Genomic DNA, 26,249 nt, shown 5'->3' on the forward strand with positions numbered 1-26,249 from the left:
TCGATCGACTAACACCTCAGGATGAGGTCACGGGTGGGACGACCTGAAAAAACATCACCGCGATCTGACGATCGCACGGGGAGCACAACAATGATCAACGAAACCTACACCGACGGCATCAGCGAGATCACCGTGACCGGGTCAATCGTCCGGGTCGACCTGATGAGCCTGTCGCCGTCCGAGCGCGACATCCACGGCAACCCGGTGCCGGTCCTGCGCCAGCGCCTGATCCTGCCGGCCGACGCCTTCGCCAATGCCGCCGACCTGATGCAGCAGGTCAAGAACAGCCTGATCGAATCCGGCGTGATCCAGCCGGGCAAGCCGCCGCAAGAGGCCGTGCCCTTCGCAGGCGCCCGCCCGGGCCGCAACACCTCGCCGAACTTCTCCTGATCCCTCCCAAAAACACTCGGGCGCCGCCGTGGATACCGGACTGCACTGCCTCGTCGCCGTCGCGCGCCACCACGGCGTCGACCTCGATGTCGAACGCCTCGCCCACGCCTATGCGGTGGGGGACGAGGCGGTCTCGAGCCCGCGTCTGACGCGGATGGCGCGGGAGGTGGGCTTGCGGGCCGGCCGGACCCGCCTGTCGTTTACGAGCCTCACCGATCTCGGCGGCGCCTTCCCGGCGCTGGCGCATCTCAGGAACGGCAACTGGGTCGTCGTCACCGGCACCGACCGGAACGCCGAGGCGCCGCGCCTCGTCGTGTTCGACCCGAAGGCCGCCCGGCACGAACCGTTCCTCCTCGACGAGGCGGCCTTCTGCGCCGCCTGGGACGGCGAGGTGCTGCTGATGCGCCCGAAGGCGCGGCGGCGCACGCCGGACGGGCGCCGGCCGTTCGGTCTCCTGTGGTTCGTCCCCGAGATCCTGCGCCAGCGCCGGCTCTTCTCCGACGTGATCGTGGCGGCTTTGGCGCTCTACGCCGTCGGGCTGGCGGTACCGCTGTTCTCGCAGCTCGTCATCGACCGGGTGCTGACCCACGAATCCTACGCCACCCTCACAGTGCTCGCCGGCGGCGTGGTGCTGGCGCTGGTCTTCGAGGCCTGCTTCACTTTTTTGAGGCGCTACCTGCTGCTCTACGCCTCGAACCGCATCGACATCCGGGTCGCGGTGAAGACCTTCGCGCATCTCCTCGGCCTGCCGCTCGCACATTTCGAGCAGGTGCCGGCGGGCATCCTGGTCAAGCACATGCAGCAGGCGTCCCGGGTGCGGGAATTCCTGACCGGGCGGCTGCTGACGACAGCGCTCGACGCCTGCTCGCTCCTGGTCTTCGTGCCGGTGCTGCTGCTCTACAGCCCGAAGCTGACGCTCGTGGTGCTCACCTTCACGGGTCTCGTCGCGCTCACCATCGCGGCCCTGATCGGGCCGTTCCGGCGCCGGCTCCAGGCCCTCTACGACGCGGAGGGCGAGCGCCAGGCGCTGCTGGTCGAATCGGTCCAGGGCATGCGCACCATCAAGTCCCTGGCGATGGAGCCGCTGCAGGGCCGGCAATGGGAGGATGCCTCCGCCCAGGCCGTGCAGATGCGCTACGGCGTCGAGCGGATCTCGGCCATCGCGCAGGCCGTGACCGGGCTCCTCGAAAAGCTCACGAGCGTCGCGATCATCGGGCTCGGCGCGCTCGACGTGTTCGACCGCTCGATGACGGTGGGCGCGCTCGTCGCCTTCAACATGCTGGCCGGCCGCGTCTCGGGCCCGCTCGTGCAGATGCTCACCATGGCGCACGAGTACCAGGAAGTGGCGCTGTCGGTCCGGATGCTCGGCGAGGTGATGAACCGGGCGCCGGAAGCCGAGGGGCCGAGCCGCGGCCTGTGCCCGCCGGTCCGGGGCGAGATCACCTTCGAGGATGTCCGCTTCGCCTACGGGCCGGACCGGCCGCCGGCCCTCGATGCGGTGTCGTTCACGCTGGAGGCCGGCAGCATCGTCGGGGTGGTGGGGCGCAGCGGCTCGGGCAAGACCACGATCACCCGGCTGATCCAGCGGCTCTATCCCGTGCAGCAGGGGCTGGTGCGCCTCGACGGGCACGACATCCGGGAGATCGACCTCGCACACTTACGCCGCCAGGTCGGCGTGGTGCTTCAGGACAGCTTCCTGTTCCGCGGGACGGTGCGGGAGAACATCGCGGCCGCCAAGCCCTCGGCGAGCTTCGAGGAGATCGCCGAGGCCGCCCGCGCCGCCGGGGCCGACGAGTTCATCGAGCGCCTGCCGCGCGGCTTCGAGACGATGCTGGAGGAGAACGCCTCCAACCTCTCGGGCGGGCAGCGCCAGCGGCTCGCCATCGCCCGGGCCCTCGTGACCGATCCGCGGCTCCTGATCCTCGACGAGGCGACGAGCGCCCTCGATCCCGACAGCGAGGCGATCATCCGGCGCAACCTGCGCCGCATCGCCCGGGGCCGCACGGTGCTGATCGTCTCGCATCGGCTGGCCACCCTGGTCGACGCGAATGCGATCCTGGTGATCGATGGTGGCCGCCTCGTCGCGACCGGGCGCCACGACCAGCTGCTCACCTCCTGCACGACCTACCGCCACCTGTGGAACCAGCAGACGAGGCAGGCCGCATGAGCGCTCCCAAGTCCCAGGACACCGCTGACGATACGGCCCGGCCGCCGCTCGCCTCCGTCCCGGATTCAGGGCCGGCCCCCGAGAAGGTGCCTCCCCGCGGCGAGGTGGTGATGCTGCCGGCCCGGCGCCGGCCGGCGGTCGTCTCGGATTTCCAACCCGACGCGCTGGCGGTCGAGGAGCGGGCGCCGCCGCGCGTCGCGCGCGCCACGCTCTATGCGGTCGCCGCTTTGCTGGCGACCGGCGTCGCCTGGTCGTGCCTGTCGGAGATCGACGAGATCGCCAGTGCGCGGGGCCGGCTCGTCACCACGGTGCCGAACATCGTCGTCCAGCCGCTCGAGACGGCGGCGATCCGCTCGATCGCCGTCGCGGTCGGCCAGTCGGTCAGGGCCGGCGAGACGCTGGCGGTGCTCGATCCGACCTTCAGCGAGGCCGACGTGCAGCAGCTCACCGCCCGGCTCGCCGCGGCGGAGGCCCTGGTGCGGCGGCTCGAAGCCGAGGACGCGGACAAGGATGCCGCCTTCGACCTGACGCGCCCCGAGCAGGCGCTGGAGGCCCGCCTCGCCAGGCAGCGCCGGGCCCTGCGCGACAGCCGCCTGCGCGGCCTCGACGAGGAGCTGGCCCGGGCCGAATCGAGCCTCGCCCGCAACCGCCGCGAGGAGACGGTCCTGCTCGCCCGCCTCGACGGTTTGCGCGAGATCGAGGGGATGCGCACCACGCTCCTGGAGCAGCAGATCGGCTCGAAGCTCAACCTGCTCCAGACCCGCGACGCCCGCCTCGACGTCGAGGCCTCCCTGGTGCGCACCCGCGGCGCACAGACGGAGGCACGCCACGACCTCGCCAAGGCCACCGCCCAGCGCCAGGCCTTTCTCGACGAGACCGGCCGCACCATCCTCGAAGCTCTGGCGGAGGCCCGCGAGAAGCGCACGGTCGCGGCCGAGGAATTGCGCAAGGCGACCCTGCGCCGCGAACTCGTGACGCTGACGGCGCCGGCCGACGGCATCGTCCTCGACATCGCGCAACGCGGCGCCGGCTCGGTGGCCAAGCAGGCCGAGCCGTTGTTCACCCTAGTGCCGGCGGGAAGCCCGCTGGAGGCCGAGGTGATGATCCATCCCCGCGACATCGGCCACGTCGCGGCGGGTCAGACCGCCCGGGTGAAGCTCGACGCCTTCCCGTTCCAGAAGCACGGCACGGTCTCAGGGCACGTCCGCACCGTGAGCCGGGACGCCTTCCCGTCGGATGCGGAAGGCCGCGGCAATCCCGGCCCGGGCCAGCCGCCGGCCCTGTTCTACCGCGCCCGCATCAGTCTCGACGATACGGCTTTGCGCGCCCTGCCCCCGGGCGCCGGCCTGATCCCCGGCATGGCTTTGCAGGGCGAGGTCCGGGTCGGCCAGAAACGGGTGATCGCGTATTTCCTGTACCCGCTGATGCAGGTGGCGGATGAGGGCATCCGGGAGCCGTGAATGGCCCGGGCCGGGCTGGCGCGTGGATAATACAGGCAGCCGATCCCGCACTCGACCTCATCCTGAGGTGTCAGTCCATCAAAGATGGACTGACCTCGAAGGAGGGCTCCGGGGATCTCGGCGAATTCTGGATCCCTCCTTCGAGGCCAGCCGATCTGCGATCGCGTGCGATCTTCGATCGCCAACACCTCAGGATGAGGTGGGAGGGTAGGATATCTCGTCCTCAGTTTCAGCTTTCGACAGCTCCATCTGCTCAACTCGGCTTCAAGACGAACCGCTCAGAAAAACCATCCCGGCACCTGCTTTACCGATGCGAGACCCCGGACAGAGAGTCGAGGGGCTTGGCTTGCTGATCGCCCCCTCACCGCACCACCCGCGCCCGCAACCCCACCACCACCGGCCGGATCGTCTCCCGCACATGCCCGGCGACGGGATGGTCGAGCACCAGCATCGCGACGAGCCAGGCCCCCGCACCGCCGAAGCCCGCGACCACCCCCTCCGGGATGGTCAGCGCGAAGCCCCGGCCGGAGATGGCGATGACGGCGAGCGGCGGCAGGGCGGTGGCGACCGTGACGAGGGCGCTGATCCTCAAGGCACCGGCGAGATCGGCGAGGCTGAACGGCACCCGGCGGCGGATGAAGTGGAGCGCGATCCCGACCTGGAGCGGGACGGTGACGAATTGCGTCGCCGCCACCGCGAGCGGCCCGTGGGAGGCCGACGCGGCGATGATCGCAGCGCTCGGGGGCAGGCCAATCAGGCTCGCCGTGAGGGTGTCGCGAAGGCCTCCGCTCGCCAGGAGTACCGGATAGGTCAGCATCGCCGGGAAGGTCAGCATCGAGGCGAGCGCCAGCACCTGGACGATCGGCACGCTGGCGAGCCACTGCGCGCCGAGCAGCACCAGCACCACCGGCTGCGCGATGAGCGCGAGCAGCAGGGCCACCGGCCACAGCACCACCGAGATGTTGCCGATCGAGGCGAGGTAGGTCGGCGCGAGCGCCCGCCCGTCGCGCCGGTCTGCGGCGAACATCGGCAGGATCACCGCGCCGAGGCTGCCGAGGATCATCTTGTCGGGCAACTGGCTCACCACCTGGGCCCGGCCGAAGAGGCCGACGAGGTCGGGCCCGCCGAAGCGGCCCAGCAGGAAGATCGGCAGGAGGTCGTAGGCGCGGTTGAGGAGCGTCGTCACGCTGGAGAACCCGCCGATCGCCAGCGCCGTGCGCCAGCCCTGGAGGCAGGGGCGGTAGACCCCCGGCTCGGGCCGGCCGGCGAGGCTCAAGGCCACCGTGGCGGCGGCGCTCGCGACGGTCGCCCAGGCAAAGCTCATCGCCCCGAAGCCGAGGAGCGCCAAGCCGGTCAGCACGACCGCATAGGTCAGGCAGGTGCCGACATTGACCCACATCAGGGCGGCGAACTGGAAGTCGCGGCGCATCAAGGCCATCAGCGGCCCGGAGAACGGCACCAGCAGGAAGCTCGCGGCGAGCACCCGCAGGTAGGATTCGAGCAGGGGCTGGCCGTAGAGCCTCGCCCACAGCCCGGCCGAGGCGAACAGGGCCACGGCGAAGACCAGCGACAGGGCGAGGAGCACCGTGAAGGCGGTGCGGGCGCTCCGCCGCGAGGTCGCCGGCTCGTGGATGATGTAGTTGGTGGTGCCGAAATCGCGCAGGCCGTCGATGACCTGCACCAGCGCCACCCCGAGCATCGACAGGCCGACCTCCTGCGGGGTGAGCAGGCGCGAGACCAGGGCGGTCTGGCACAGGGTGATCGAGAGGACGAGGTAGCGCTCGCCCGAGACGAGCAGGACGGCGCGCTTGACGAGGCTCATCGACACAACCTTGGCATAGGAGAGGTGGGGCGGGCGGATCAGGGCGAGCCGGCGAGTGCCCGGGGCGCCGGCCATCCCCATCCGGCGCGCCAGGCGCGGGCGAGCACCGCGAGGTAGCGGGCCGGATCGAGGCCCGGGATGCAGTCCCGCGCCAGGATCGATCGCGCCTCGGCCGCGCGGCCGAGAGCGGCGAGCGTTCGGGCATGGTCGAGCACTAGCCGGTTGCGGCAGCGCCGGACGGACGGAGCCAGCTCGGCTGGCACCGCGCCCTCGTCGAGGAGCGTCTTCAGGGTGGCGGCCAGCAGCGGCGGCGGCGGCACGCGCCGCGACGGCACGGCGCGCGCGACCACCAATGTCGGCCGGGCGACGAAGCGAAACGGTCCCTGCAGCGCGAGGCGGCCCCACAGGTCGAGGTCCGATCCGCCGCCGCAGCGGGCCGGAAACAGCCCGGCATCGATCGCCGCGGCCCGTTCGACCAGCGCGGCGCTCGCCCGGAACGGTGCGGCCCCGATCCGGAGGGCGAAATCGAACGGGTCCGAGATCCGGCCCGGGGGCACGCTCATCGGCAGGAGCGGCCGGCCGCCCTCCCCCAGGACCGGGTTGCCGAACACCGCCACGGCATCGCCGAAGCGGGTCGCGGCGACGAGCTCGGCCAGGTGGTCCTCGCGCCACGTATCGCCGGCATCGAGGAAGGCCACCCACTCGGCCCGCGCGGCGGTCACGCCGCGGTTGCGGGCGGCAAGGCTGCCGGATTCAGGCTCGCGCAGCAGGGCCCGCACCCGCGGATCGGCGGCGAGAGCCGCGACCTCGCCCGCTCCCTCTCCGACCACCAGAACCTCGTAGTCGCCGAAGGTCTGGGCTTCGAGGGAAGCCAGCGTCGGCCCGGCGGGGAAACCCGCCCGGAGCCGGAGCACGACCGAGACACGGGGGCCGCGCAGAACGCTCGTCATGGCATTCACGCCCCCCGCCGCAAGATACGGGCGGGATTGCCCACGACGGTGGCGCCCGCCGGCACGTCGCGCAGGACGACCGCGCCGAGGCCGACCAGCGCCCGGTCGCCGATCGCGACGCGCTGGCGCAGTGCGCTGCCCGCCCCGACGTAACAGGACCGCCCGAGGCGGACGAAGCCGCTGACGATGCAGCCCGGCGCGAGCACCGCCCCGTCCTCGATCACCGTGTCGTGCCCGACGATCGCGCCCGGCCCGATCGTCACATGGGCCCCGACCACGACCTGGCCGGCGACGCTGGCGCCGTGATGGATGCAGGTGCCGGGACCCAGGACGGCCCGCGGCGAGACCGCCGCCCCGGCATGGACCAGGGTGGCGAAGCGCGCCTGGTCGAGGCCGGTCCCGGCGACGATCGCCAGCCGCTCGCGGTGGCTCGCCTCGCTGCCGATGGCGTTGACGAAGGCCGCATCCGGATTCTCGGCGAGGCGCCGCGCCGCGCCGAGGCGCCCGAGCACCGGCAGCCCGGCGACGCGCTCGCCCTCCGGCCTCGCATCGTCGAGGAAGCCGATCACCCGCCAGGGCCTGGGCAGGGACTCGACGAGGTCCAGGATGTCGAGGGCGTTGCCGCCGGTGCCGAGGATGATCAGGGGACGCTGCATGGCGGTGCCGACGCTTCGCCGGGGCTTGGTGGGGCAGGACTGGCCGCGGCTCGCAGCAGGCTAGCCGGCCCTGTCCGCCGGGTAAGCGTCGCAATCGTCGGCGCCGGGACCTCCGAAAGGCGTAAGTCGGCCCGCCCTTCTGGGCAGGAGCGCCGCCGAATTCCGCCGCTCCCGCGGGAGGATGCACCCCCTAGGCTGCTCGCCAACGATCGCGCGGCGCGAGGATGCCCGCCTCGCGCGCGACGAGACCTCGGGAGCGTCGTCGCCCATGAAGATCGCCTATCTGGTCAACACCGCCCCGGTGACGAGTTCGACATTCATCCGGCGCGAGATGGCGGCTCTCGAGGCGCAGGGCGTCACGGTGCGGCGCTTCGCGCTGCGGCGCTGGCACCAGCCCCTCGTCGATCCCGCCGACATCGCCGACCAGGCGCGCACCCACTACATCCTGAGCGGCAACCTGCGCGGGCTCGCGCTCGCCGCCCTGCGCCAGGCGGTCACCGGCCCGGCGGCGTTCCTGCGGGGCGCCTGGCTCGCAGCCCGGCTCGGTCAAAGGGCCGGCGGGGCGGTGCGGCATGCGGCCTATTTCCTCGAGTCGGTGTATTTCCTGCGCTGCTTGCGCCGCGAGGGCATCGCCCACACCCACGTGCATTTCTCGTCGAACGCCGCCGCGGTGGCGCTCATCGCCCGCACCATGGGCGGCCCCTCCTACAGCTTCACCGCCCACGGGCCGGACGAGTTCCTGACCGCCGCCGAGGACGGGTTGGCGCTGAAGCTCTCCGGTGCCGCCTTCGCGGTGGCGATCTCGGATTTCTGCCGCGGGCAGCTTCTGCGCTTCGGTGGCTCCCAGTATCGCGACCGGATCGCGGTGGCGCGCTGCGGCCTCGACTTGGATGACTTCGTGCCCTCGGAGCGGCCGGCGGGGGAGAGCCGGATTCTGGTCTGCGTCGGCCGGCTCTGCCCGCAGAAGGGGCAGGTCTACCTGCCGGCGGCCGTGGCGGCGTTGCGCGGGACCGAGGCGCCGTTCCGCCTGGTGCTGATCGGCGACGGCGAGAGCCGCCCGGCGATCGAGGCGGAGATCGCCCGCCACGGCGTCGGCGACCTGATCGACTTGCGCGGCTGGCAGAGCAGCGCCGAGGTCCTCAGGACAATCGCCGAATCCCGCGCCCTGGTGCTGCCGAGCTTCGCCGAGGGCCTGCCGATCGTGCTCCTCGAAGCCCTGGCGCTGGAGCGGCCGGTGGTGACCACCACCGTGGCGGGCATCCCGGAACTGGTCGACGATGAGTGCGGGCGCATCGTGCCCCCGGGCGACGCCGCCGCCCTGACGGGTGCCTTGCGCGACATCCTGCGGGCCGACGACGCGACGCTCGCCCGGATGGGCCGGGTCGGCCGTGCCCGCGTCGCCCGCCACCACGACCTCACGAGGCTCGCCACCACCCTGCGGGGGCTGTTCGCGGCGGCCATCGCCCGGGAGAGCGGCGCGACGGTGCGGGTGGAGCGGGTGGGTGTCGGGCGGGCGGCGGCGAAGGTGGAGCCGTGAGGGGCGCTTGCCCTGACGAGCGATCGTTTCTCCCGACTTCCCTGACACCCTCCGCGTCATTCCGGGACCGCGCAGCGGAGCCCGGAATCCAGAACCGCTGGCGATTCAAAAGAAAAACGGATCGCTGTCCGCTTTACTCTCTTCGACCTGAGTATCTGGATTCCGGGCTCCGCTTTCGCGGCCCCGGAATGACGCGGAGGGTATCAGGGACGTCGCAGAAGTAACCGCCCTCACCGCACCCCCGGCACCTCCCCCGACAGCACCGGCACCGGCCGGACCGCGAAGGTCCAGACCCGGTGGCCCAGAAAATTCCAGAACACCACCACCCCGGTCGCCAGCCCTTGCGCGGCGAGGTAGGGCAGGCCGAAGCCGCGGGTCAGCCCCGCCATGATGAGCCAGGTCAGCCCGAAGCCGATCGCCGCCACGACGCCGAAGCGCCAGGTCGCCTCCGCATGGGGCCGCGCGCTGGCATAGGTCAGGCGGCGGTTGAGCCCGTAGGAGACCACGGCGCCGGCGAGGTAGCCGGCGAGCGCCGCCGGCACCGGGTCGGCCCGGCCGGTCTCGACCAGGGTCGCCAGCAGGGCGTAATGCACCGCGAGCGCCGCGAGGCTCACCCCGACGTAAGACAGGAATTGCCGTGCCAGGGCCGCCGGGGCGACGCCAGTCCGGGGATTCGCTCTCGGTTCGCTCGCCACGACGCCACTCGACAAGACCGACGGCCGGGGCCGCCCCGCTTCCTCTCCTAGCGCCCGGCACTGAACCGAAGATGACCCGAAAGCGGCGGAATTCGTTCATCCTTACCGGTCACCCTTGCAGGCGCGCCGCCACCTTCCGGCTGAGCCAGCGCGGCATCAGCCGGGCGCCGATCACCGCCGCGCGGTTGGCCGCGCCCGGGATCACCACCGCGCGGCCCGCGAGGTAGCCGGCGACCGCCGCCGTCGCCACCGCCTCGGCGCTCATCACGTTGCCGGTGAAGCGCTTCGCCCCGCCGACATCGGCTCTTGCCGAAAACTCCGTCGCGGTGGCGCCGGGGCAGATGGCGGTGACGGTGACGCCGTGGGGCCGCGCTTCCTCGTAGAGCGCTTCCGAGAGCGAGAGCAGGAAGGCCTTGCTGGCGTAATAGGCAGCCATGTTGGGCCCGGGCAGGTAGCCCACCACCGAGGCGACGTTGAGGATGCCGCCGGACCTTCTCGCAATCAGGCCCGGCAGCACCCGACGGCTGAGGATCGTCGGCGCGGCGACGTTCAGCGCCACCATCTCGGCCTGATCCCGGGCCGGCAGGTCGGCGAAGCGACCGCGCAGGCCGAAGCCCGCATTGTTGACGAGGGTGTGGAGAACGATCCCCCGCGCCGCGACCGCCGCGAGCAGTCCCTCGGGGCCATCCGGCGCCGCGAGGTCCGCCGGCACCACCAGCGTCGGCACGGGCAGTTCCGCGGCCAAGGCCTCCAGCCTGTCCGCCCGACGGGCGCTCAGGACCAGCGGGCAGCCCCGGCCTGCGAATTCCTTTGCGATCTCCACGCCGATTCCGCTCGACGCGCCGGTGACCAGCGTCCAGCGCGCATCTCCCTCCTGATCCATGAACTCGGCCACACCCTTCCCCTGATCTGTTCGCCTATGCTAAGGGCGCCCAACGCAATCCCCGCCGCTTCCGCCCGTTCCGCTTCCGCCACGACACGCCCCGCCGGGCCCGAGGCCGGAAACGAGGAACGCGGCAGCGCGCCGCACGAGTCTGAAGCGTCCGATGCCCAAGCGCACCGATCTCTCCTCCATCCTCATCATCGGCGCGGGTCCGATCGTCATCGGGCAGGCATGCGAGTTCGACTATTCCGGGACGCAGGCCTGCAAGGCCCTGCGCGAGGAAGGGTACCGGATCATCCTGGTCAACTCGAATCCGGCGACGATCATGACCGATCCGGATCTCGCCGACGCGACCTATGTCGAGCCGATCACCCCGGAGATCGTCGCCCGCATCATCGAGAAGGAGCGGCCCGACGCGCTCCTGCCGACCATGGGCGGCCAGACCGCGCTGAACTGCGCCCTCTCGCTCAAGCGCATGGGCGTGCTGGAGAAGTTCGGCGTGCAGATGATCGGCGCCACCGCCGAGGCGATCGACAAGGCGGAGGATCGTAGCCTCTTTCGCGATGCGATGACCAAGATCGGGCTCGAGACGCCGAAATCGGCGCTCGCCAACGCCTCCGCCGCCAAGAAGGCCGATCGTGAGAAGTACCTCGCCGAGGTCGCTCGCATCGAGGCCGCCGAGAGCGACGAGGCCTCCCGCAAGACGGCGCTGGCCGCCTTCGAGAAGAAGTGGGCGAGCGGAGAGAACGACCGGCGCAAGCGCTACGGCGAGCACGCGCTCGGCCAGGCGCTGGTGGCGCTCGCCGAGGTCGGCCTGCCGGCGATCATCCGGCCGTCCTTCACGATGGGCGGCACCGGCGGCGGCATCGCCTATAACCGGGAAGAATTTCTCGACATCGTCGAGCGCGGCATCGACGCCTCGCCGACCAACGAGGTCCTGATCGAGGAATCGGTCCTCGGCTGGAAGGAGTACGAGATGGAGGTCGTCCGCGATCGCGCGGATAACTGCATCATCGTCTGCTCGATCGAGAACGTCGACCCGATGGGCGTCCATACCGGCGACTCGATCACCGTGGCGCCGGCGCTGACGCTGACCGACAAGGAATACCAGCGCATGCGCGACGCCTCGCTCGCGGTGCTCCGCGAGATCGGCGTCGAGACCGGCGGCTCGAACGTGCAGTTCGCCGTCGATCCGGCCACCGGCCGGATGATCGTGATCGAGATGAACCCGCGCGTCTCGCGCTCCTCGGCGCTCGCCTCGAAGGCGACCGGCTTCCCGATCGCCAAGGTCGCGGCGAAGCTCGCGGTCGGCTACACCCTCGACGAGATCGCCAACGACATCACGGGTGGGGCGACCCCGGCCTCGTTCGAGCCGACGATCGACTACGTCGTCACCAAGATCCCGCGCTTCGCGTTCGAAAAGTTCCCGGGCGCCGAGCCGACGCTCACCACCGCCATGAAGTCGGTCGGCGAGGCGATGGCGATCGGCCGGACCTTCGCGGAATCGCTCCAGAAGGCCCTGCGCTCGCTCGAGACGGGGCTGACCGGACTCGACGACATCGAGATCGAGGGCCTCGGCAAGGGCGACGACCGCAACGCCATCAAGGCGGCGATCGGCACGCCGACCCCGGATCGCCTCCTCAAGGTGGCGCAGGCGCTGCGGCTCGGCGTCAGCCACGAGGAGGTCCACGCCTCGTGCAAGATCGATCCATGGTTCCTGGAGCAGCTCCAGGGTATCATCGACCTCGAGACCAAGGTGAAGCGCTTCGGCCTGCCGAAGACCGAGGGCGCCTTCCGCCAGCTCAAGGCGGCGGGCTTCTCGGACTCGCGCCTCGCCGTGCTCGCCGGCATGGACGAGGGGGCGGTGCGCGCCGCCCGCCGGGCGCTGTCGGTGCGGCCGGTCTTCAAGCGGATCGACACCTGTGCGGCCGAGTTCAAGTCGCCGACCGCCTACATGTACTCGACCTACGTCGCCCCCTTCGCCGGGGCCGTGGCCGACGAGGCCCAGCCCACGGACGCCAAGAAGGTCATCATCCTCGGCGGCGGCCCGAACCGGATCGGCCAGGGCATCGAGTTCGACTATTGCTGCTGCCACGCCTGCTTCGCGCTGACGGATGCGGGCTACGAGACCATCATGGTCAACTGCAACCCGGAGACGGTGTCGACCGACTACGACACCTCGGACCGGCTCTATTTCGAGCCGCTGACCGCCGAGGACGTGCTGGAGATCATCGAGACCGAGCGCCAGGCCGGCACGCTGCACGGCGTGATCGTGCAGTTCGGCGGCCAGACCCCGCTGAAGCTCGCCCGCGCCCTCGAAGAGGCCGGCGTGCCGATCCTCGGCACCTCGCCGGACGCGATCGACCTCGCCGAGGACCGCGACCGCTTCAAGCGCCTGCTCGACAAGCTGCACATGAAGCAGCCCAAGAACGGCATCGCCTATTCGGTGGAGCAGAGCCGGCTGATCGCCGCCGATCTCGGCCTGCCCTTCGTGGTGCGGCCGTCCTACGTGCTCGGCGGGCGCGCGATGGCGATCATCCGCGACGAGACCCAGTTCGCCGACTACCTGCTCGACACCCTGCCGAGCCTGATCCCGTCGGACGTCAAGGCGCGCTACCCCAACGACAAGACCGGCCAGATCAACACGGTGCTGGGCAAGAACCCGCTCCTGTTCGACCGCTACCTGTCGGATGCGATCGAGGTCGACGTCGACGCGGTCTCCGACGGCAAGGACGTGTTCATCGCCGGCATCATGGAGCACATCGAGGAGGCGGGCATCCATTCGGGCGATTCCGCCTGCTCGCTGCCGCCGCGCTCGCTGTCGCCCGAGACCATCGCCGAATTGGAGCGCCAGACCCGCGGCCTGGCGCTGGCGCTGGAGGTCGGCGGCCTGATGAACGTGCAATACGCGATCAAGGACGGGGTGATCTACGTCCTGGAGGTCAACCCGCGGGCCTCGCGCACCGTGCCGTTCGTCGCCAAGGTGATCGGCGAGCCGATCGCCAAGATCGCCGCCCGGGTGATGGCCGGCGAGCCCCTGGCCTCCTTCGGCCTCAAGCCCAAGACGCTGCCGCACATTGCCGTGAAGGAAGCGGTGTTCCCCTTCGCCCGCTTCCCCGGGGTCGACGTGCTGCTCGGCCCGGAGATGCGCTCGACCGGCGAGGTGATCGGCCTCGATCGCGGCTTCGGCGTCGCCTTCGCCAAGAGCCAGCTCGGCTCAGGCACCCAGGTGCCGAAGGCCGGCACGGTCTTCGTCTCGGTGCGCGACGACGACAAGGCGCGCATCCTGCCGTCGATCAAGCTGCTCGCGGAACTCGGCTTCACGGTCCTCGCCACCGCCGGCACGCAGCGCTACCTCGTCGACAACGGCGTTCCTTGCACCCGCATCAACAAGGTGCTGGAAGGACGGCCGCACGTGGTCGACGCGATCAAGAACGGCGACATCCACCTGGTGTTCAACACCACGGAGGGGGCGGGCGCGCTGTCCGACTCCCGATCCTTACGCCGGGCCGCCCTCTTGCATAAAGTGCCGTACTACACCACTCTCGCAGGAGCGATGGCGGCTGCCGAGGGGATCAAGGCCTATCTCGAGGGTGATCTCGAGGTCCGGGCTCTGCAGGAATATTTCGCGGCTTAAGTCGAAAGACCGCGGACGAGCCCTATCTCATCCCCTCGCGCCCGCGCGAGACAATCGGAAACAGGCCCGGTCGGGAGGCTCACCCTCTCGCCGGGCCGATTATTTGTGACGCGAGACGACGACGATGGACAAGGTTCCGATCACGGTACGGGGATTCGCGGCGCTCGAGGCGGAGCTGAAGCGCCGTCAGCAGGAGGAGCGTCCGCGGATCATCCAGGCGATCGCGGAGGCCCGCGCGCTCGGCGACCTGTCGGAGAATGCCGAGTACCACGCCGCCAAGGAGGCGCAGTCCCACAACGAGGGCCGGGTGCTGGAGCTGGAGAGCCTGATCTCCCGCGCCGAGGTCATCGACGTGTCGAAGCTCTCGGGCTCGAAGATCAAGTTCGGCGCCACCGTCAAGCTGATCGACGAGGACACCGAGGAAGAGAAGACCTACCAGATCGTCGGCGAGCCCGAGGCGGACGTGCATGCAGGCCGGGTCTCGATCACCTCGCCGATCGCCCGCGCGCTGATCGGCAAGGGCGTCGGCGACACCGTCGAGGTCGTCACCCCGGGCGGCGGCAAGTCCTACGAGATCACCGGCATCCAGTACGGCGGGTAACGGCACAGGCCGTCCGGCACGCGCGGGACGCGTTGCCGGAACGCCCTCCCGGGGCTATCTCCGCCGTGACGAGGTGGCCCCGTCGGGCGCCGTGGAGACGATCCGGATGCTGCGCTGGTTCAAGACCCTGATCAGCCGATCCCTGATCGCGGCCGCCCTGCTGGCGGCCGCCGGGCCGGCGAGCGCGCAGGATGCGACCCTGCCGCCGGGGATGCGTTTCTCCGCCATCCGGGTCGATGTCGGCCCTCTCCTCGCCCGCGGCCTCGGCCCCTATGCGGAGAACGTGCGGGGCGAACTGCAGACCGCCCTCGCCAAGACCTTCGCCGACAGGGTCGGCGGTCCGGGCCCGACGCTCGTGGTGCGGGTCACCGGCGTCTCGCTCAACCCCTATGCCGGCAGCGAGACCCGCTTCAGCGGCGGCAACGCGACCAACACCGACTATCTCGAAGGCGAGGCCCTGGTGGTCGACCGCGCCGGCACCGTGCTGCTGCGCCATCCCCAGCTTTCGGCCACCAATGCCAGTTCCGGTGGGGCATGGTACGATCCGGCTTCCGAGGGGCGGCGGGTGACGTATATCAGCGAGCATTATGCGGCCTGGCTGAAGCGGGGGTTGGGGTTGAATTGAGGTCTGTGGCGAGCCCCTGAGGATGCCGACCGCCCACCTCCTGTTCGGCCTCGTCGGTTCCGGCAAGACGACCCTGGCACGGGATCTTGAGCAGCGACACCGGGCGGTGCGGTTCACGCCGGACGAGTGGATGGCGCGCCTGTTCGGTGAAAACCCGCCCGCCGATACCTTCCCGCAGCACGCAGCGGTAATCCTCGACCTGATGGAGCCGGTCTGGACCCGCTGTCTGACCCTCGGCATCGACGTTGTGCTGGATTACGGGTTCTGGCGCCGGACCGAGCGCGATCAGGCCCGTCGCGTGGTGGAATCCTGCGGCGCCCGCGCGCTCCTCTACAAGGTCGAATGCCCGGAGGACGAGGCGCGGCGCCGGGTGGCGGCGCGGAATGGGCATGCGGATCGCAGCCTGTTCATCGCACCGGAGACGTTCGATGTGCTGAGGGAGCGGCTTGAGCCGCTGCACGCCGATGAAGTGTTCATCGCGGCCGTACCGAAGCCGACTTGATCGAGCCGATATCAGGATCGGCCCTTCCCTCTCCACTACACGGGATCATCCCGGGGCCGCGCAGCGGAGCCCGGGATCCTGAACCGCGGATGGGACCGGACAGAGCGGAAGCCGTTCCACTCTCCTCGCCCCCCGGCCTGATAGCCTGTTGATTGATTGAGGTACCCGTTCCCACCCACGACCTCATCCTGAAGTGTTGGTCGATTGAAAATCGACCGACCTCGAAGGAAGGCTCCAGGGATCGCACAGACTTCTGGAGCCTTCCTTCGAGTTTATTCCATCTTCGATTGACTAACGCCTCAGGATGAGGTCGCGCAAGGGATAGAATAACTCGTTACGATGCTGCTCCGGCACATCAAACAAACTCTGATTTTTTAGATTCTAGGCTCTTTCTCGCACCACAAGAATGACACGGTGGAGGTCAGGGCGCGTGTGGCTGCCTTGCCCGGCCGCTTCCCATAGAGTGACGCGGCGCGAGGGTCACGCCAGCCCCGCCCACCCGGACGCCCGCGATGGAACTCAAGTGGATCGAGGACTTCCTGAGCCTCGCCGAGACCCGCAGCTTCTCGCGCTCGGCGGAGGCCCGCGCGGTCACCCAGTCGGCCTTCAGCCGGCGCATCCGCTCGCTCGAAGTCTGGCTCGGCACCGCGCTCCTCGACCGCAGCACCTACCCGATCACGCTGACCGCCGACGGGCGCCAGTTCCTGGAAACCGCCGAGGAGGTGGTGCGGCTGCTCACCTTGAGCCGGGCGGATTTCCGCGCCCGCAGCGACGGGGCCGGGCTGCCGGTGGTGACGATCACGGCGCTGCACTCGCTCTGCCTGTCGTTCCTGCCGCGCTGGCTCGGCCGCATCCGCGATGCGCTCGGGCCGGTGGCGAGCCGGGTGCTGCCGGACAACTTCAACATCTGCGTCCAGGCGCTGGTCGAGGGCGGCTACGATCTGCTCCTGACCTATCATCATCCGGGCATCCCGATCCCGCTCGATCCCGAGCGCTATCCCTGCCGGATCGTCGGCCGCGACAGCCTCGCGGCGGTCGCCTCCCCGCGCGGGCTGGTGCCGGACGCCAAGGGCCGCCTGCCGCTGCTGCAATATTCCCGCGGCTCGTTCCTCGGCCGGCTGGCGGGGATCGCGCAATCGAGTGACGACGCGCCGGCGACCTACCCGGTCCATACCAACGAGAACTCGATGGCCGAGGCCCTGCGCTCGATGGCGCTCGGCGGCCACGGCATCGCCTGGCTGCCGCGCAGCCTGGTCGAGCCCGAGATCCGCGCAGGCGCCCTCACGGTGCTCGGACGCGAGATGCCGATGGACATCCGGCTCTACCGCAGCGCCGAGCGCCACCGCTCATTCCTCGACGAGGTCTGGGCCGTCGCCGCGGAGGATCCGCCAAACTATTCGGAACCGGAATAGTTCTTGGCAAACATAGCATTGGCGCCGTGTCGCGGCCGGGATTATCCCGCCGCCATCCGGTGACGGCGCCGCGGGTTCTCGACGGACCGGCAGGCGCCGGTCCCGGCCCCCTCGTCCCTTCGACGTGGCCTCGAGCCCCCTGCCCGCCCCCCGGCGGGCCGGATCGCGGCCGCACGTCAGGAGAGTTTTGATGTCCGACGTTTCGACCCGCATCGAGCACGATCTTCTCGGCGACCGCGAAGTCCCTCGATCCGCCTATTACGGCATCCACACCCTGCGCGCCGTCGAGAACTTCGCGATCACCGGCACGACGCTCGCGACCTGTCCCGACCTGATCCGGGCGCTCGCCGCGATCAAGCAGGCGGCGGCGCTCGCCAACCGCGAGCTCGGCCTGCTCGATCCTGAGCGCTGCGACGCCATCGTAGCGGCCTGCATCGAGATCCGGGGCGGCGCCCTGCACGACCAGTTCGTCGTCGACCAGATCCAGGGCGGGGCCGGCACCTCGACCAACATGAATGCCAACGAGGTGATCGCCAATAGAGCGCTCGAACTGCTCGGCGCCGAGCGGGGCGATTACGGCCGGCTCCACCCCAACGAGCACGTCAACATGGGGCAGAGCACCAACGACGTGTATCCGACGGCGCTCAAGATCGCCGGGATCGGGGCGATCCGCCGCCTCGTCGACGCCATGGCGGCCCTGCGCACCAGCTTCGAGGCGAAATCCGAGGAATTCCACGACGTCCTCAAGATGGGCCGCACCCAGCTGCAGGATGCGGTGCCGATGACGCTCGGCCAGGAATTCGGCACCTATGCCCGGATGCTGGCCGAGGACGAGGCGCGCCTCGGCGAGGCCGAACTCCTGATCCGCGAGATCAATCTCGGCGCGACCGCGATCGGCACCGGCATCACCGCCCACCCGCTCTATGCCGGGCTGGTGCGCGAACGGCTCTCCACCATCACGGAGATCCCCCTGATCACCGCGGAAGATCTGGTGGAAGCCACCCAGGATTGCGGCGCCTTCGTGCAGGTGTCGGGGGTGCTCAAGCGCGTCGCCGTCAAGCTGTCGAAGACCTGCAACGACCTGCGCCTGCTCTCGAGCGGGCCCCGGGCCGGCTTCAACGAGATCAACCTGCCGGCGCGCCAGGCCGGCTCCTCGATCATGCCCGGCAAGGTCAACCCGGTGATCCCGGAGGTCGTCAACCAGGTCGCCTTCGAGGTGATCGGCAACGACGTGACGATCTCGTTCGCGGCGGAGGCCGGCCAGCTCCAGCTCAACGCCTTCGAGCCGGTAATCGCCTACAGCCTGTTTCGCAGCCTCGCCCATCTGGAGGCGGCCTGCCGCACCCTCGACGTGCATTGCGTGCGCGGCATCACGGCGAACCGCGAGCGGCTGCGGGCCAGCGTCGAGAACTCGATCGGGATCGTCACGGCGCTCAACCCCTATATCGGCTATCGCAATGCCACGGCGGTCGCTATGGAGGCCCACGCCACGGGCCGGGGCGTCTACGACCTCGTGCTCGAGAAGCAATTGATGGCCAAAGACCAGCTCGACCGGGTGCTGCAACCCGAGCGGCTGACGCGCCCGCAGGCCCTCACGGCGCTCTGACGGGCCGCCGGACAGTCACGGACGGAAACGCCAGACATCCGCGGGAAACCTCGGGCGCGTGAGATCGCGCCCGGGTTCTTGCCGCACATCCGTTCATCCTTGGGAGGAAAACACGAAATGGCACAGGTTGAATCGACCAAGAGCTCGGGCCGGCTGACGCTCTATACCGGCATCGGCCTCGCGCTTGGCGTCGCGGTCGGCGCGGTCCTGCACGGCATGGCGGGAAGCCCCGCGGAAGCGAAGGAGATCGCCGGCTACTTCACCATCGGCACCGACATCTTCCTGCGGCTGATCAAGATGATCATCGCGCCGCTCGTCTTCGCCACCATCGTGTCGGGTATCGCGAGCTTCGGCGACACCAAGGCGGTCGGCCGCGTCGCGGGCTTCGCCATGGGCTGGTTCATCACCGCCTCGATCGTCTCGCTGTCGCTCGGCTTCCTCGTCGCCAACATCTTCCAGCCCGGCGCCAGCCTCGGCCTGCCGCTGCCGGACGCCGCGGCGCAGACGGGCCTGAAGGCCGCCTCGATCAACCTGCGCGAGTTCATCACCCACGTCTTCCCGACCAGCATCGTCTCGGCGATGGCGACGAACGAGGTGCTGCAGATCCTGGTCTTCTCGGTGTTCTTCGGCTTCGGCCTCAGCGCGATCGACCGTCGTTACGCCGACCCGATGGTCCACATGCTGAACGGGCTCGCCGCCGTGATGTTCAAGGTCACCGACGCGGTGATGAAGGTGGCGCCGCTCGCGGTCTTCGCCGCCATGGCCTCGGTCGTCACCATCCAGGGCCTCGGCGTGCTGATCGATTACGGCAAGTTCATCGCCGTGTTCTACCTTGGCCTCGCCGTGTTGTGGGCGCTCTTGATCGGCGCCGGCTGGCTGGTGCTCGGCACCAGCGTCGTGCGGCTGCTGCGCCTCCTGCGCACCCCGATGATCGTCGCCTTCTCGACCGCCAGCAGCGAGGCCGCCTTCCCGCGCACCGTCGAGGTGCTGGAAAAGTTCGGCGTGCGCCCCCGCGTCACCGGTTTCGTCCTGCCGCTCGGCTACTCGTTCAACCTCGACGGCTCGATGATGTACCAGGCGCTCGCCTCGCTGTTCATCGCCCAGGCCTTCGGCATCCATCTCGGCATCACCGAGCAGCTCACCATGCTGCTCGTCATGATGGTGACCAGCAAGGGCATCGCCGGCGTGCCGCGCGCCTCGCTGGTGGTGGTCGCCGCCACCGTGCCGATGTTCGGCCTGCCCGCCGCCGGCATCCTGCTGATCATGGGCGTCGACCAGATCCTCGACATGGGCCGCACCGTCACCAACGTGCTGGGCAACGGGCTCGCCACGGCGGCGGTCGCCCGCTGGCAGGGCGAGATGCAGGAGGGGACGGAGGACCTCGTCGAGGAGCCGGCGGCGGTGGCCCTGCCGACCGGCAAGGCAGCGTAATCGCGAGATGGCTGGCAGGCGTCGGCCCTAGCCGATGCCCGCCAACAGCTCGACGACCTTTTCGGGATGCGGCACCTGCACGTCGTGCGGCACCGCCAGTTCCCGGTACTGCCAGCCGGCCTTGGCCTTCGCCCGCTGCCGGCTCGGCTCGATCGCGGCGAGCGCCGGATTGGTGTAGGCGACGTAGGTCACGGGCAAGCCGGCGCCGGCGGGCTTCCCGAGCCGCACCGGACTCTCGTAGGTGCCGATCGGGTGCGGCCGCAGGCGCTGGTGGAACCAGTCCTTGGCCGGCCCCGCCGGGATCGGGAAGGCCTCCGGGCCCGGCACCGGCAGGGCGACGCCCGCCCCCTGCTCCAGGACCGCCTTGCGCCGGGCATCGGCCATGCCGGCGGGCAGGATGGTGAAGGCGGTGTCGCCGTTCTCGGGGATCAGCGCATCGAGATAGACGATGTGGCGGATCCGGTCGGTCAGGCGGTCGGCGACCCCCGTCACCGCCATGCCGCCGTAGGAATGCCCGACCAGCACGATGTCGCGCAGGTCCTCGAACGCGATCAGGTTCGCCACGTCCTCGATATGGGTGTCGACGGTGATCTGGCGCGACAGCAGGTGGCTGCGCTCGCCGAGCCCGGTCTGGGTCGGCGTGAAGACCCGGTGCCCCTGGCCGCGCAAGGCCGCGGCGACGTCGTGCCAGATCCAGCCGCCGCCATAGGCGCCGTGCACCAGCACGTAGGTCTTCGGCGCCGCACCTTGCGCCTGCACGGCGCCCGACGCGAGGGCGGCGGCGCCGAGGGCGGAGACGCCCGCCAGGGCGGTTCTGCGATTGACCGTCACGCTGTGTTTCCTCCGGTTGTTCGTTCTTGAAAGTGTTGTAGCGGCGCGCCGGCCAAGGTCCAGCGACATGAATGCGCGGGGGGCGGCTCGCGCGCGGCCCGGCCGGTGCTATGGAAGACCGACACGCCTGCCACCACACGAGGGCACGAGCCACCGATGACCCACGCGGAGACCACCCCCCCGGACCTCGCCGCCGGCCTCTCGCCGCGGATGCGCGGCATCGGCACGAGCCAGATCGGTCTCGTCGCCGATCGCGGCCGGGACGACCCCGAGGTGGTCAAGCTGTGGATCGGCGAGGGCGACCTGCCGACGCCGCCCTTCATCGTCGAGGCGGCGCACCGGGCGATGCTGGCGGGGCACACCCGCTACGCCACCTCGCTCGGTATCCCGCGCCTGCGCGAGGCCCTGAGCGCCTATCACGCCCGGCACTGGGGCGTGGAAGTCCCGCCGGAGCGCTTCGCCGTCACCGCGGGCGGCATGAACGCCATCATGCAGGCGGCCCAGGCGCTGCTGGAGCCCGGCGACGAGATCATCATCCCCTCCCCGGCCTGGCCGAACCTGGCGGAAGCCGTGCGGATCACCGGCGGCGTCCCGGTGACGGTGCCCTACCGGGTGCAGGGCGACGGGCGCTTCGCCCTGCCGCTCGCCGACATCGAGGCCGCCATCACCTCGCGCACCCGCGTAATCGTGGTGAACTCGCCCTCGAACCCGACCGGCTGGACCATGCCGCTCGACGAGATGAAGGCGTTGCGCGATCTCGCCCGGGCGCGGGACCTGTGGATCCTCTCCGACGAGGTCTACGCCCACTTCACCTACGGCAACGCCATCGCGCCGTCCTTCCTGCAGATCTGTACCGAGGACGACCGGCTGATCGTCACCAACACCTTCTCGAAGAACTGGGCGATGACCGGCTGGCGCGCCGGCTGGCTGATCGCTCCAAGAGGGCTGGCGCCGACCTTCGCCAAGCTCGGCCAGTACAACACCACCTCGATCCCGACCTTCATCCAGCACGCCGCCGTGACGGCGCTCGAGGAAGGCGACGGCTTCATCCGCCAGATGGTCGCCCGCTGCGCCGAGAGCCGGGAGATCCTGGTCGCGGGGCTCTCCCGCCTGCCCGGCGTCACCGTGTCGGTGCCGGAGGGCGCCTTCTACCTGATGGCCCGGGTCGCCGGCCCCGGCACCCCGCGCCCCGACGAGACCAGCCTCGGCATCGCCTTCCGCCTCCTCGAGGAGGCGAAGGTCGGCGTCGCGCCCGGGACCGCCTTCGGGCCGGAGGGCGAGGGTTTCATCCGCCTGTGCTTCGCCATCAGCCCGGGCCTCGCCCGGGAGGCGGTGGCGCGCCTTACCCCCGTCCTGAGCCGCTGAAGGGAGGATTCGATGTCCGAGACCATCGCCTTCCTGGGCAACCTCGACGCGGAGGAGGAAGCCGACTTCCTGGCGGCACTCGCCGCTTCCCTCCCCGAGGAGACCATCCGGCCGTTCCGGCTCTTGAGCGCGCAGGAGCGCGAGGCCGCCCGGATCGCCATCGTGGCCAATCCCGATCCCGCCGAGGTGGCGCAGCTGCCGAACCTCGCCTGGATCCACAGCCTGTGGGCGGGGGTCGAGCGGCTGGTGCGCGATCTCGGGGCAAGCGGCGTGCCGATCGTCCGCCTGATCGATCCCGAACTCGCCCGCACGATGGCCGAGGCGGTGCTGGCCTGGACCTATTACCTCCAGCGCGACATGCCGGCCTATCGGCGCCAGCAGGAAGCCGGGACCTGGCGCCAGCTCGCCTATCGCCCGCCGGGCGAGACGACGATCGGGATCCTCGGCCTCGGGACGCTCGGGAGCGCGGCGGCGGAGCGGCTGGTCGGTGCGGGGTTCAGGGTCGCGGCCTGGAGCCGCTCGCCCAAGGCGGCGCCGCCGGGAGTGACGGGCTTCTCCGGGCCGGAGGGGCTGGCCGGCCTGCTGGCGTCGAGCGACGTCGCCGTCTGCCTGCTGCCGCTGACCGAGGAGACGCGCGGTCTCCTCGATGCCGGGCGGCTGTCCACGATGAAGCCGGGGGCGGCGCTGATCAATTTCGGCCGCGGGCCGATCGTCGCGACCGACGCCCTGCTGGCCGCCCTCGACGGGGGCCGGCTCTCGCACGCGGTGCTGGACGTGTTCGAGGTCGAGCCGCTGCCGGCGGAGTCTCCCCTGTGGCGCCACCCCGAGGTGACCGTGCTGCCGCACATCTCCGGGCCGACCACCCCGGCAAGCAGCGCCGCCATCGTCGCCGGCAACCTCCGCGCCTATCGCGCCACGGGTCGGATCCCGCAGGCGGTGGACGTGGCACGGGGCTACTGAGAGATCCGGCGCGCCCTTCAGGCAACGCGCCGGAGCCGGAGCTCGGGCGGCGGGGCCTGTCCCGCACCGGCTTCCGTCAGCCCCGCCTGACGGAGGCGCTGCAGCCAGTCCAGGGCGCTGCGGGCGGCCTCCTCGGCCCGGCGCGCCCGGCTCTCGGCGGCCTCGATCGTCGCGGCCGCCCGCGCCTCGGCGGCACGCGCCCGGTCCTCGGCCGCCCTCACCCGTGCTTCCGCCCGGGCCTCGCGCTCGGCCGCTTCGTCGAGCCGCTTGTGGGCGCTGCGCAGCAACGCCTGGGCCTGCGCCTCGCGGTGGCGGGCCTGCAATTCGGAACCGCCGGGCCCGCTCGGCACGGCCGGATCGCACGCGGCCTTGCGCACATGCGCGATCAGCGCGTCCCAGTCGCGCGGCGACGAAGCGCCATCGACCGGCGTCAATCCCTCGCGTGCGTTCATGGCCCCGACCGACTGGATCACGTCGCCGAGATTCGCGACGAAGCTCTGCTCCAGCCAATCGCACTCGCTGCTCGGCCGTGTCGCGCGGATGCTCTCGAAAACGTCGAGTCCCATGACGTAAGTCCCGTCGGCCTCGTCGGGCCATCGATGAGTGCCGAACCCGACATTCGCCAACCATGGTTAATTCGTCGTTAAGTCAGGGAAATAAAGCCGAGATGCCGGTGAGTCGCGCCGGCCGGGCACCTGCGTCAGCGACCGCCTCGTCATCGCGAATACACACCTGGGGCATGAGACCGAAACGGCCGGGCGATACTGTATTGGATCATCATTCGGCGTCACGGCCATCGCTGCGACGGCCGCCCATCCCGGAACGTTCGCTTCGCAGGCATTCGGCGCCTGTCGTTCCGCGGTCTGGACAGCATCACGGAAGCAGACCTGCGCAGTCTCGCGTGCGGTGCACAACCCGGCGCACCGGACATCCGACTGATCGGCGGCGCATAGGACCTTGATGAAGGCCGAGCCATCCTGTATTCTGACGAAAAACATAATATACATTATTTGAAATCGTAAACACAAATATTAAATATAGCACTACACATGTCCGTATGAAGATTTCTTTGAATTTACGGCGAATTGCAATCCAGTCACCCAACACATCCACCACTCGAATATCGCTTCTTATCAACAAAGGCCGCCGACAAGACGGCTCGCCCACCCCGACATCGATCGCTTCGTGCGTCGCGAGACCGGAGGAAGACAGCATGGCGGACGACACTTTCGCCCAGGACGAGGTCAGGCGGCGCATCGAGCGGGACATCGCCCGGCGCATCGCCGTCCACAAGGCGAACATCGCCCGGCTCGCGGCCGCCCAGGCCAGCGCGAGCCTGCTGGGAGCCCCGGTCCTCAACCGCCCCCTGGTCCTCCTCGCGCAGGGCGACAGCTGGTTCGACTATCCCCTGACGGGAAACGGGCTGCCGTTGGTCGATACCGACGTCGTCGCCCAGTTGCGCCGGATCGGCCCGATGCCGCCGACCATCCTCAACCTCGCCCATCACGGCGATGCCGCGGTCGGGATGATGTCCCTCGAGAAGCAGTCGCGGATGATCGCGGCCCTGCGCGATCCGTCGAACTGGATCGACGGCAAGCCGGACGCGATCCTGTTCTCGGCCGGCGGCAACGACATCGCCGGGGAGCAGTTCTGCATCTTCCTCGATTTCAACGACGGCAAGGCCAAGGGCCTCGACACGGAGCGCTTCGCCGGCGCGCTCGGCATGGTCGAGGCCTGCTACCTCGCCCTCTTCGCGATGCGGGACCGGGTGGCGCCCGGCGTGCCGATCCTCGCCCATTGCTACGACTTCCCGATTCCGAACGGCGCGCATCCGCCCTGCGCCGGCCCCTGGCTCAAGCCGTCGCTCGACTTCTGCAACTGGTCCACCGCGGCGGGAACGACCATCGTCCGGGAGGCGCTCGTCGCCTTCAAGGCCATGCTGGCGCGGCTCGCGGCGAACCCGGCCAACCGCTTCCACCTGATCGACACGCAGGGCACCCTCTCGGCCGCCGAGTGGGCGAACGAGCTCCATCCCGGCCCGGCGGGCTTCGCCAGGATCGCCCAGATCGTCGCGGCGGCCCTGGACGGGCTCGTCCGGCCGCCGGCGAGGATCCAGGCGCTCGCCGCCCTCGCGGCATCGTCGGCCGGTCAGGACACGCCGCCCGCAGAGCCGGGAGGCCGCGGAAAGCCGGTCCGCGGGACACATCGGCCGAAGTCTTGAGTGCGACGCCGGCACCACCCGCCGAAAATCCGCCCGCGGCCCGACCTTCGTCGTTGACGCCGTCGGGCCCGCCGGCCTAACCGGGGATCATGCGCGTGAACCTGCCGACACGGTCGATCGGTCGCGCGACCATCGCGGTGGTCGCGCTCTACGCGCTATGCCTGCAGATGCTGCTCGGTGCGCTGGCGCCCGTGCCGGCCGGGGCGGCCCCGGGGGCGGTGATCTGCCACTCCGACGGGGCGGATGGATCGCCGCAGGCCGTCCCGCATTGCGCCCTCGCCTGCTGCGTCGCGGCCCACCACGTCGCCCTCGCAGCGCCTTTGCTGTTCGCCTTCGGGCTCGCCTGGGACGATCCCGTCCCGGCCGGCCGCTTCCCGCCCGCCGCCGACGAGAGCCCGGCCCGGGCCCCGCCCGACACCCATGCCAGCCCGCGAGGACCGCCGCAGGCCTGATCGTGCCCTCGATGCCCGATCAGTCGCCTGTCCCGGATCCTCGACC

General features: G+C 70.2%; 22 protein-coding genes. 15 read left to right on the plus strand and 7 right to left on the minus strand.

Translation table 11 applies throughout. The annotated features are described in order from the left end of the window. Positions 1 to 90 precede the first annotated feature (90 nt). Genes HBB12_RS28655 through HBB12_RS28665 form a run of 3 tightly spaced genes read left to right on the plus strand, consistent with a single transcriptional unit; the run spans position 91 to position 4,017 of the window. Positions 91 to 390, plus strand: coding sequence for a hypothetical protein (locus tag HBB12_RS28655; protein ID WP_236992474.1), 300 nt, complete (start codon positions 91 to 93; stop codon positions 388 to 390). Positions 391 to 418: 28 nt separating this feature from the next. Continuing rightward, positions 419 to 2,557 (plus strand): peptidase domain-containing ABC transporter, encoded by a 2,139-nt coding sequence (locus HBB12_RS28660; RefSeq protein ID WP_236992475.1) that lies wholly within the window; start codon positions 419 to 421, stop codon positions 2,555 to 2,557. Beyond that, positions 2,554 to 4,017, plus strand: coding sequence for an HlyD family type I secretion periplasmic adaptor subunit (locus tag HBB12_RS28665; protein WP_236992476.1), 1,464 nt, complete (start codon positions 2,554 to 2,556; stop codon positions 4,015 to 4,017). The genes HBB12_RS28660 and HBB12_RS28665 overlap by 4 nt, the downstream gene beginning before the upstream one ends. Before the next feature lie 361 nt (positions 4,018 to 4,378). On the opposite strand, the gene HBB12_RS28670 is transcribed toward HBB12_RS28665, so the two are convergent. The 3 genes from HBB12_RS28670 to HBB12_RS28680 are packed head-to-tail and all read right to left on the minus strand — an operon-like array spanning position 4,379 to position 7,445. Further along, complete coding sequence (locus HBB12_RS28670) at positions 4,379 to 5,914, minus strand: oligosaccharide flippase family protein (protein WP_236992477.1); 1,536 nt, start codon at positions 5,912 to 5,914, stop codon at positions 4,379 to 4,381. Then, positions 5,878 to 6,789 carry a glycosyltransferase family 2 protein gene (locus tag HBB12_RS28675; RefSeq protein ID WP_236992478.1) on the minus strand — a complete coding sequence of 304 codons (912 nt, stop codon included), beginning with the start codon at positions 6,787 to 6,789 and terminating at the stop codon, positions 5,878 to 5,880. Before HBB12_RS28675 ends, HBB12_RS28670 begins: the two co-directional genes overlap by 37 nt. 5 nt (positions 6,790 to 6,794) lie before the next feature. Beyond that, positions 6,795 to 7,445, minus strand: a complete 651-nt coding sequence (locus tag HBB12_RS28680; RefSeq protein WP_236992479.1) for a NeuD/PglB/VioB family sugar acetyltransferase — start codon at positions 7,443 to 7,445, stop codon at positions 6,795 to 6,797. Between the two features lie 268 nt (positions 7,446 to 7,713). On the opposite strand from HBB12_RS28680, the gene HBB12_RS28685 reads away from it, so the two are divergent. Beyond that, the gene (locus tag HBB12_RS28685) at positions 7,714 to 8,982 is read left to right on the plus strand and encodes a glycosyltransferase family 4 protein (protein WP_236992480.1); all 1,269 of its coding nucleotides are present in this window, start codon (positions 7,714 to 7,716) and stop codon (positions 8,980 to 8,982) included. A gap of 230 nt (positions 8,983 to 9,212) precedes the next feature. Here HBB12_RS28685 and HBB12_RS28690 read toward each other — a convergent pair whose 3' ends face one another. Together HBB12_RS28690 and HBB12_RS28695 are read right to left on the minus strand one after the other, a co-directional pair. Beyond that, positions 9,213 to 9,677: a GtrA family protein gene (locus HBB12_RS28690; RefSeq protein WP_236992481.1), complete on the minus strand. Its 465-nt coding sequence runs from the start codon at positions 9,675 to 9,677 to the stop codon at positions 9,213 to 9,215. A 109-nt stretch (positions 9,678 to 9,786) separates the two neighbouring features. Continuing rightward, positions 9,787 to 10,560 (minus strand): SDR family NAD(P)-dependent oxidoreductase, encoded by a 774-nt coding sequence (locus HBB12_RS28695; RefSeq protein ID WP_236992482.1) that lies wholly within the window; start codon positions 10,558 to 10,560, stop codon positions 9,787 to 9,789. A gap of 163 nt (positions 10,561 to 10,723) precedes the next feature. Here HBB12_RS28695 and carB point away from each other — a divergent pair, with 163 nt between their 5' ends. The 7 genes from carB to HBB12_RS28730 all read left to right on the plus strand — a co-directional run bounded on the left by carB (position 10,724) and on the right by HBB12_RS28730 (position 20,374). Then, complete coding sequence (gene carB, locus HBB12_RS28700; protein ID WP_236992483.1) at positions 10,724 to 14,197, plus strand: carbamoyl-phosphate synthase large subunit; 3,474 nt, start codon at positions 10,724 to 10,726, stop codon at positions 14,195 to 14,197. Positions 14,198 to 14,321: 124 nt separating this feature from the next. Further along, positions 14,322 to 14,798 carry a transcription elongation factor GreA gene (greA, locus tag HBB12_RS28705; protein WP_203155701.1) on the plus strand — a complete coding sequence of 159 codons (477 nt, stop codon included), beginning with the start codon at positions 14,322 to 14,324 and terminating at the stop codon, positions 14,796 to 14,798. Positions 14,799 to 14,904: 106 nt separating this feature from the next. After that, positions 14,905 to 15,423, plus strand: coding sequence for a hypothetical protein (locus HBB12_RS28710; RefSeq protein WP_236992484.1), 519 nt, complete (start codon positions 14,905 to 14,907; stop codon positions 15,421 to 15,423). A gap of 22 nt (positions 15,424 to 15,445) precedes the next feature. Continuing rightward, positions 15,446 to 15,925 carry a P-loop nucleotide/nucleoside kinase family protein gene (locus HBB12_RS28715; protein WP_236992485.1) on the plus strand — a complete coding sequence of 160 codons (480 nt, stop codon included), beginning with the start codon at positions 15,446 to 15,448 and terminating at the stop codon, positions 15,923 to 15,925. 512 nt (positions 15,926 to 16,437) lie between these two features. Beyond that, positions 16,438 to 17,337 carry a LysR family transcriptional regulator gene (locus tag HBB12_RS28720; protein WP_236992486.1) on the plus strand — a complete coding sequence of 300 codons (900 nt, stop codon included), beginning with the start codon at positions 16,438 to 16,440 and terminating at the stop codon, positions 17,335 to 17,337. A 190-nt stretch (positions 17,338 to 17,527) separates the two neighbouring features. After that, positions 17,528 to 18,943 carry an aspartate ammonia-lyase gene (gene aspA, locus HBB12_RS28725; protein WP_236992487.1) on the plus strand — a complete coding sequence of 472 codons (1,416 nt, stop codon included), beginning with the start codon at positions 17,528 to 17,530 and terminating at the stop codon, positions 18,941 to 18,943. A gap of 117 nt (positions 18,944 to 19,060) precedes the next feature. Continuing rightward, positions 19,061 to 20,374, plus strand: coding sequence for a dicarboxylate/amino acid:cation symporter (locus HBB12_RS28730; protein ID WP_236992488.1), 1,314 nt, complete (start codon positions 19,061 to 19,063; stop codon positions 20,372 to 20,374). Between the two features lie 27 nt (positions 20,375 to 20,401). Here HBB12_RS28730 and HBB12_RS28735 read toward each other — a convergent pair whose 3' ends face one another. Continuing rightward, positions 20,402 to 21,205, minus strand: coding sequence for an alpha/beta hydrolase (locus tag HBB12_RS28735; RefSeq protein WP_236992489.1), 804 nt, complete (start codon positions 21,203 to 21,205; stop codon positions 20,402 to 20,404). Between the two features lie 156 nt (positions 21,206 to 21,361). On the opposite strand from HBB12_RS28735, the gene HBB12_RS28740 reads away from it, so the two are divergent. Both HBB12_RS28740 and HBB12_RS28745 read left to right on the plus strand, forming a co-directional pair. Further along, a complete protein-coding gene (locus HBB12_RS28740) occupies positions 21,362 to 22,570 on the plus strand; it encodes a pyridoxal phosphate-dependent aminotransferase (protein ID WP_236992490.1) in 1,209 nt (402 codons plus the stop codon). Positions 22,571 to 22,582: 12 nt separating this feature from the next. Beyond that, positions 22,583 to 23,530: a 2-hydroxyacid dehydrogenase gene (locus HBB12_RS28745; protein ID WP_236992491.1), complete on the plus strand. Its 948-nt coding sequence runs from the start codon at positions 22,583 to 22,585 to the stop codon at positions 23,528 to 23,530. A gap of 17 nt (positions 23,531 to 23,547) precedes the next feature. Here the strand turns inward: HBB12_RS28745 and HBB12_RS28750 are convergent, their stop codons facing one another. Further along, positions 23,548 to 24,096 carry a hypothetical protein gene (locus HBB12_RS28750; protein ID WP_236992492.1) on the minus strand — a complete coding sequence of 183 codons (549 nt, stop codon included), beginning with the start codon at positions 24,094 to 24,096 and terminating at the stop codon, positions 23,548 to 23,550. A gap of 647 nt (positions 24,097 to 24,743) precedes the next feature. Between HBB12_RS28750 and HBB12_RS28755 the strand changes: the two genes are divergently transcribed. Continuing rightward, positions 24,744 to 25,751, plus strand: a complete 1,008-nt coding sequence (locus HBB12_RS28755) for an SGNH/GDSL hydrolase family protein (RefSeq protein ID WP_236992493.1) — start codon at positions 24,744 to 24,746, stop codon at positions 25,749 to 25,751. Between the two features lie 95 nt (positions 25,752 to 25,846). Beyond that, positions 25,847 to 26,203, plus strand: a complete 357-nt coding sequence (locus HBB12_RS28760; RefSeq protein ID WP_236992494.1) for a hypothetical protein — start codon at positions 25,847 to 25,849, stop codon at positions 26,201 to 26,203. Positions 26,204 to 26,249 lie beyond the last annotated feature (46 nt).

It is taken from the genome of Methylobacterium sp. SyP6R (assembly GCF_019216885.1).
Taxonomy (GTDB): Bacteria; Pseudomonadota; Alphaproteobacteria; order Rhizobiales; family Beijerinckiaceae; genus Methylobacterium.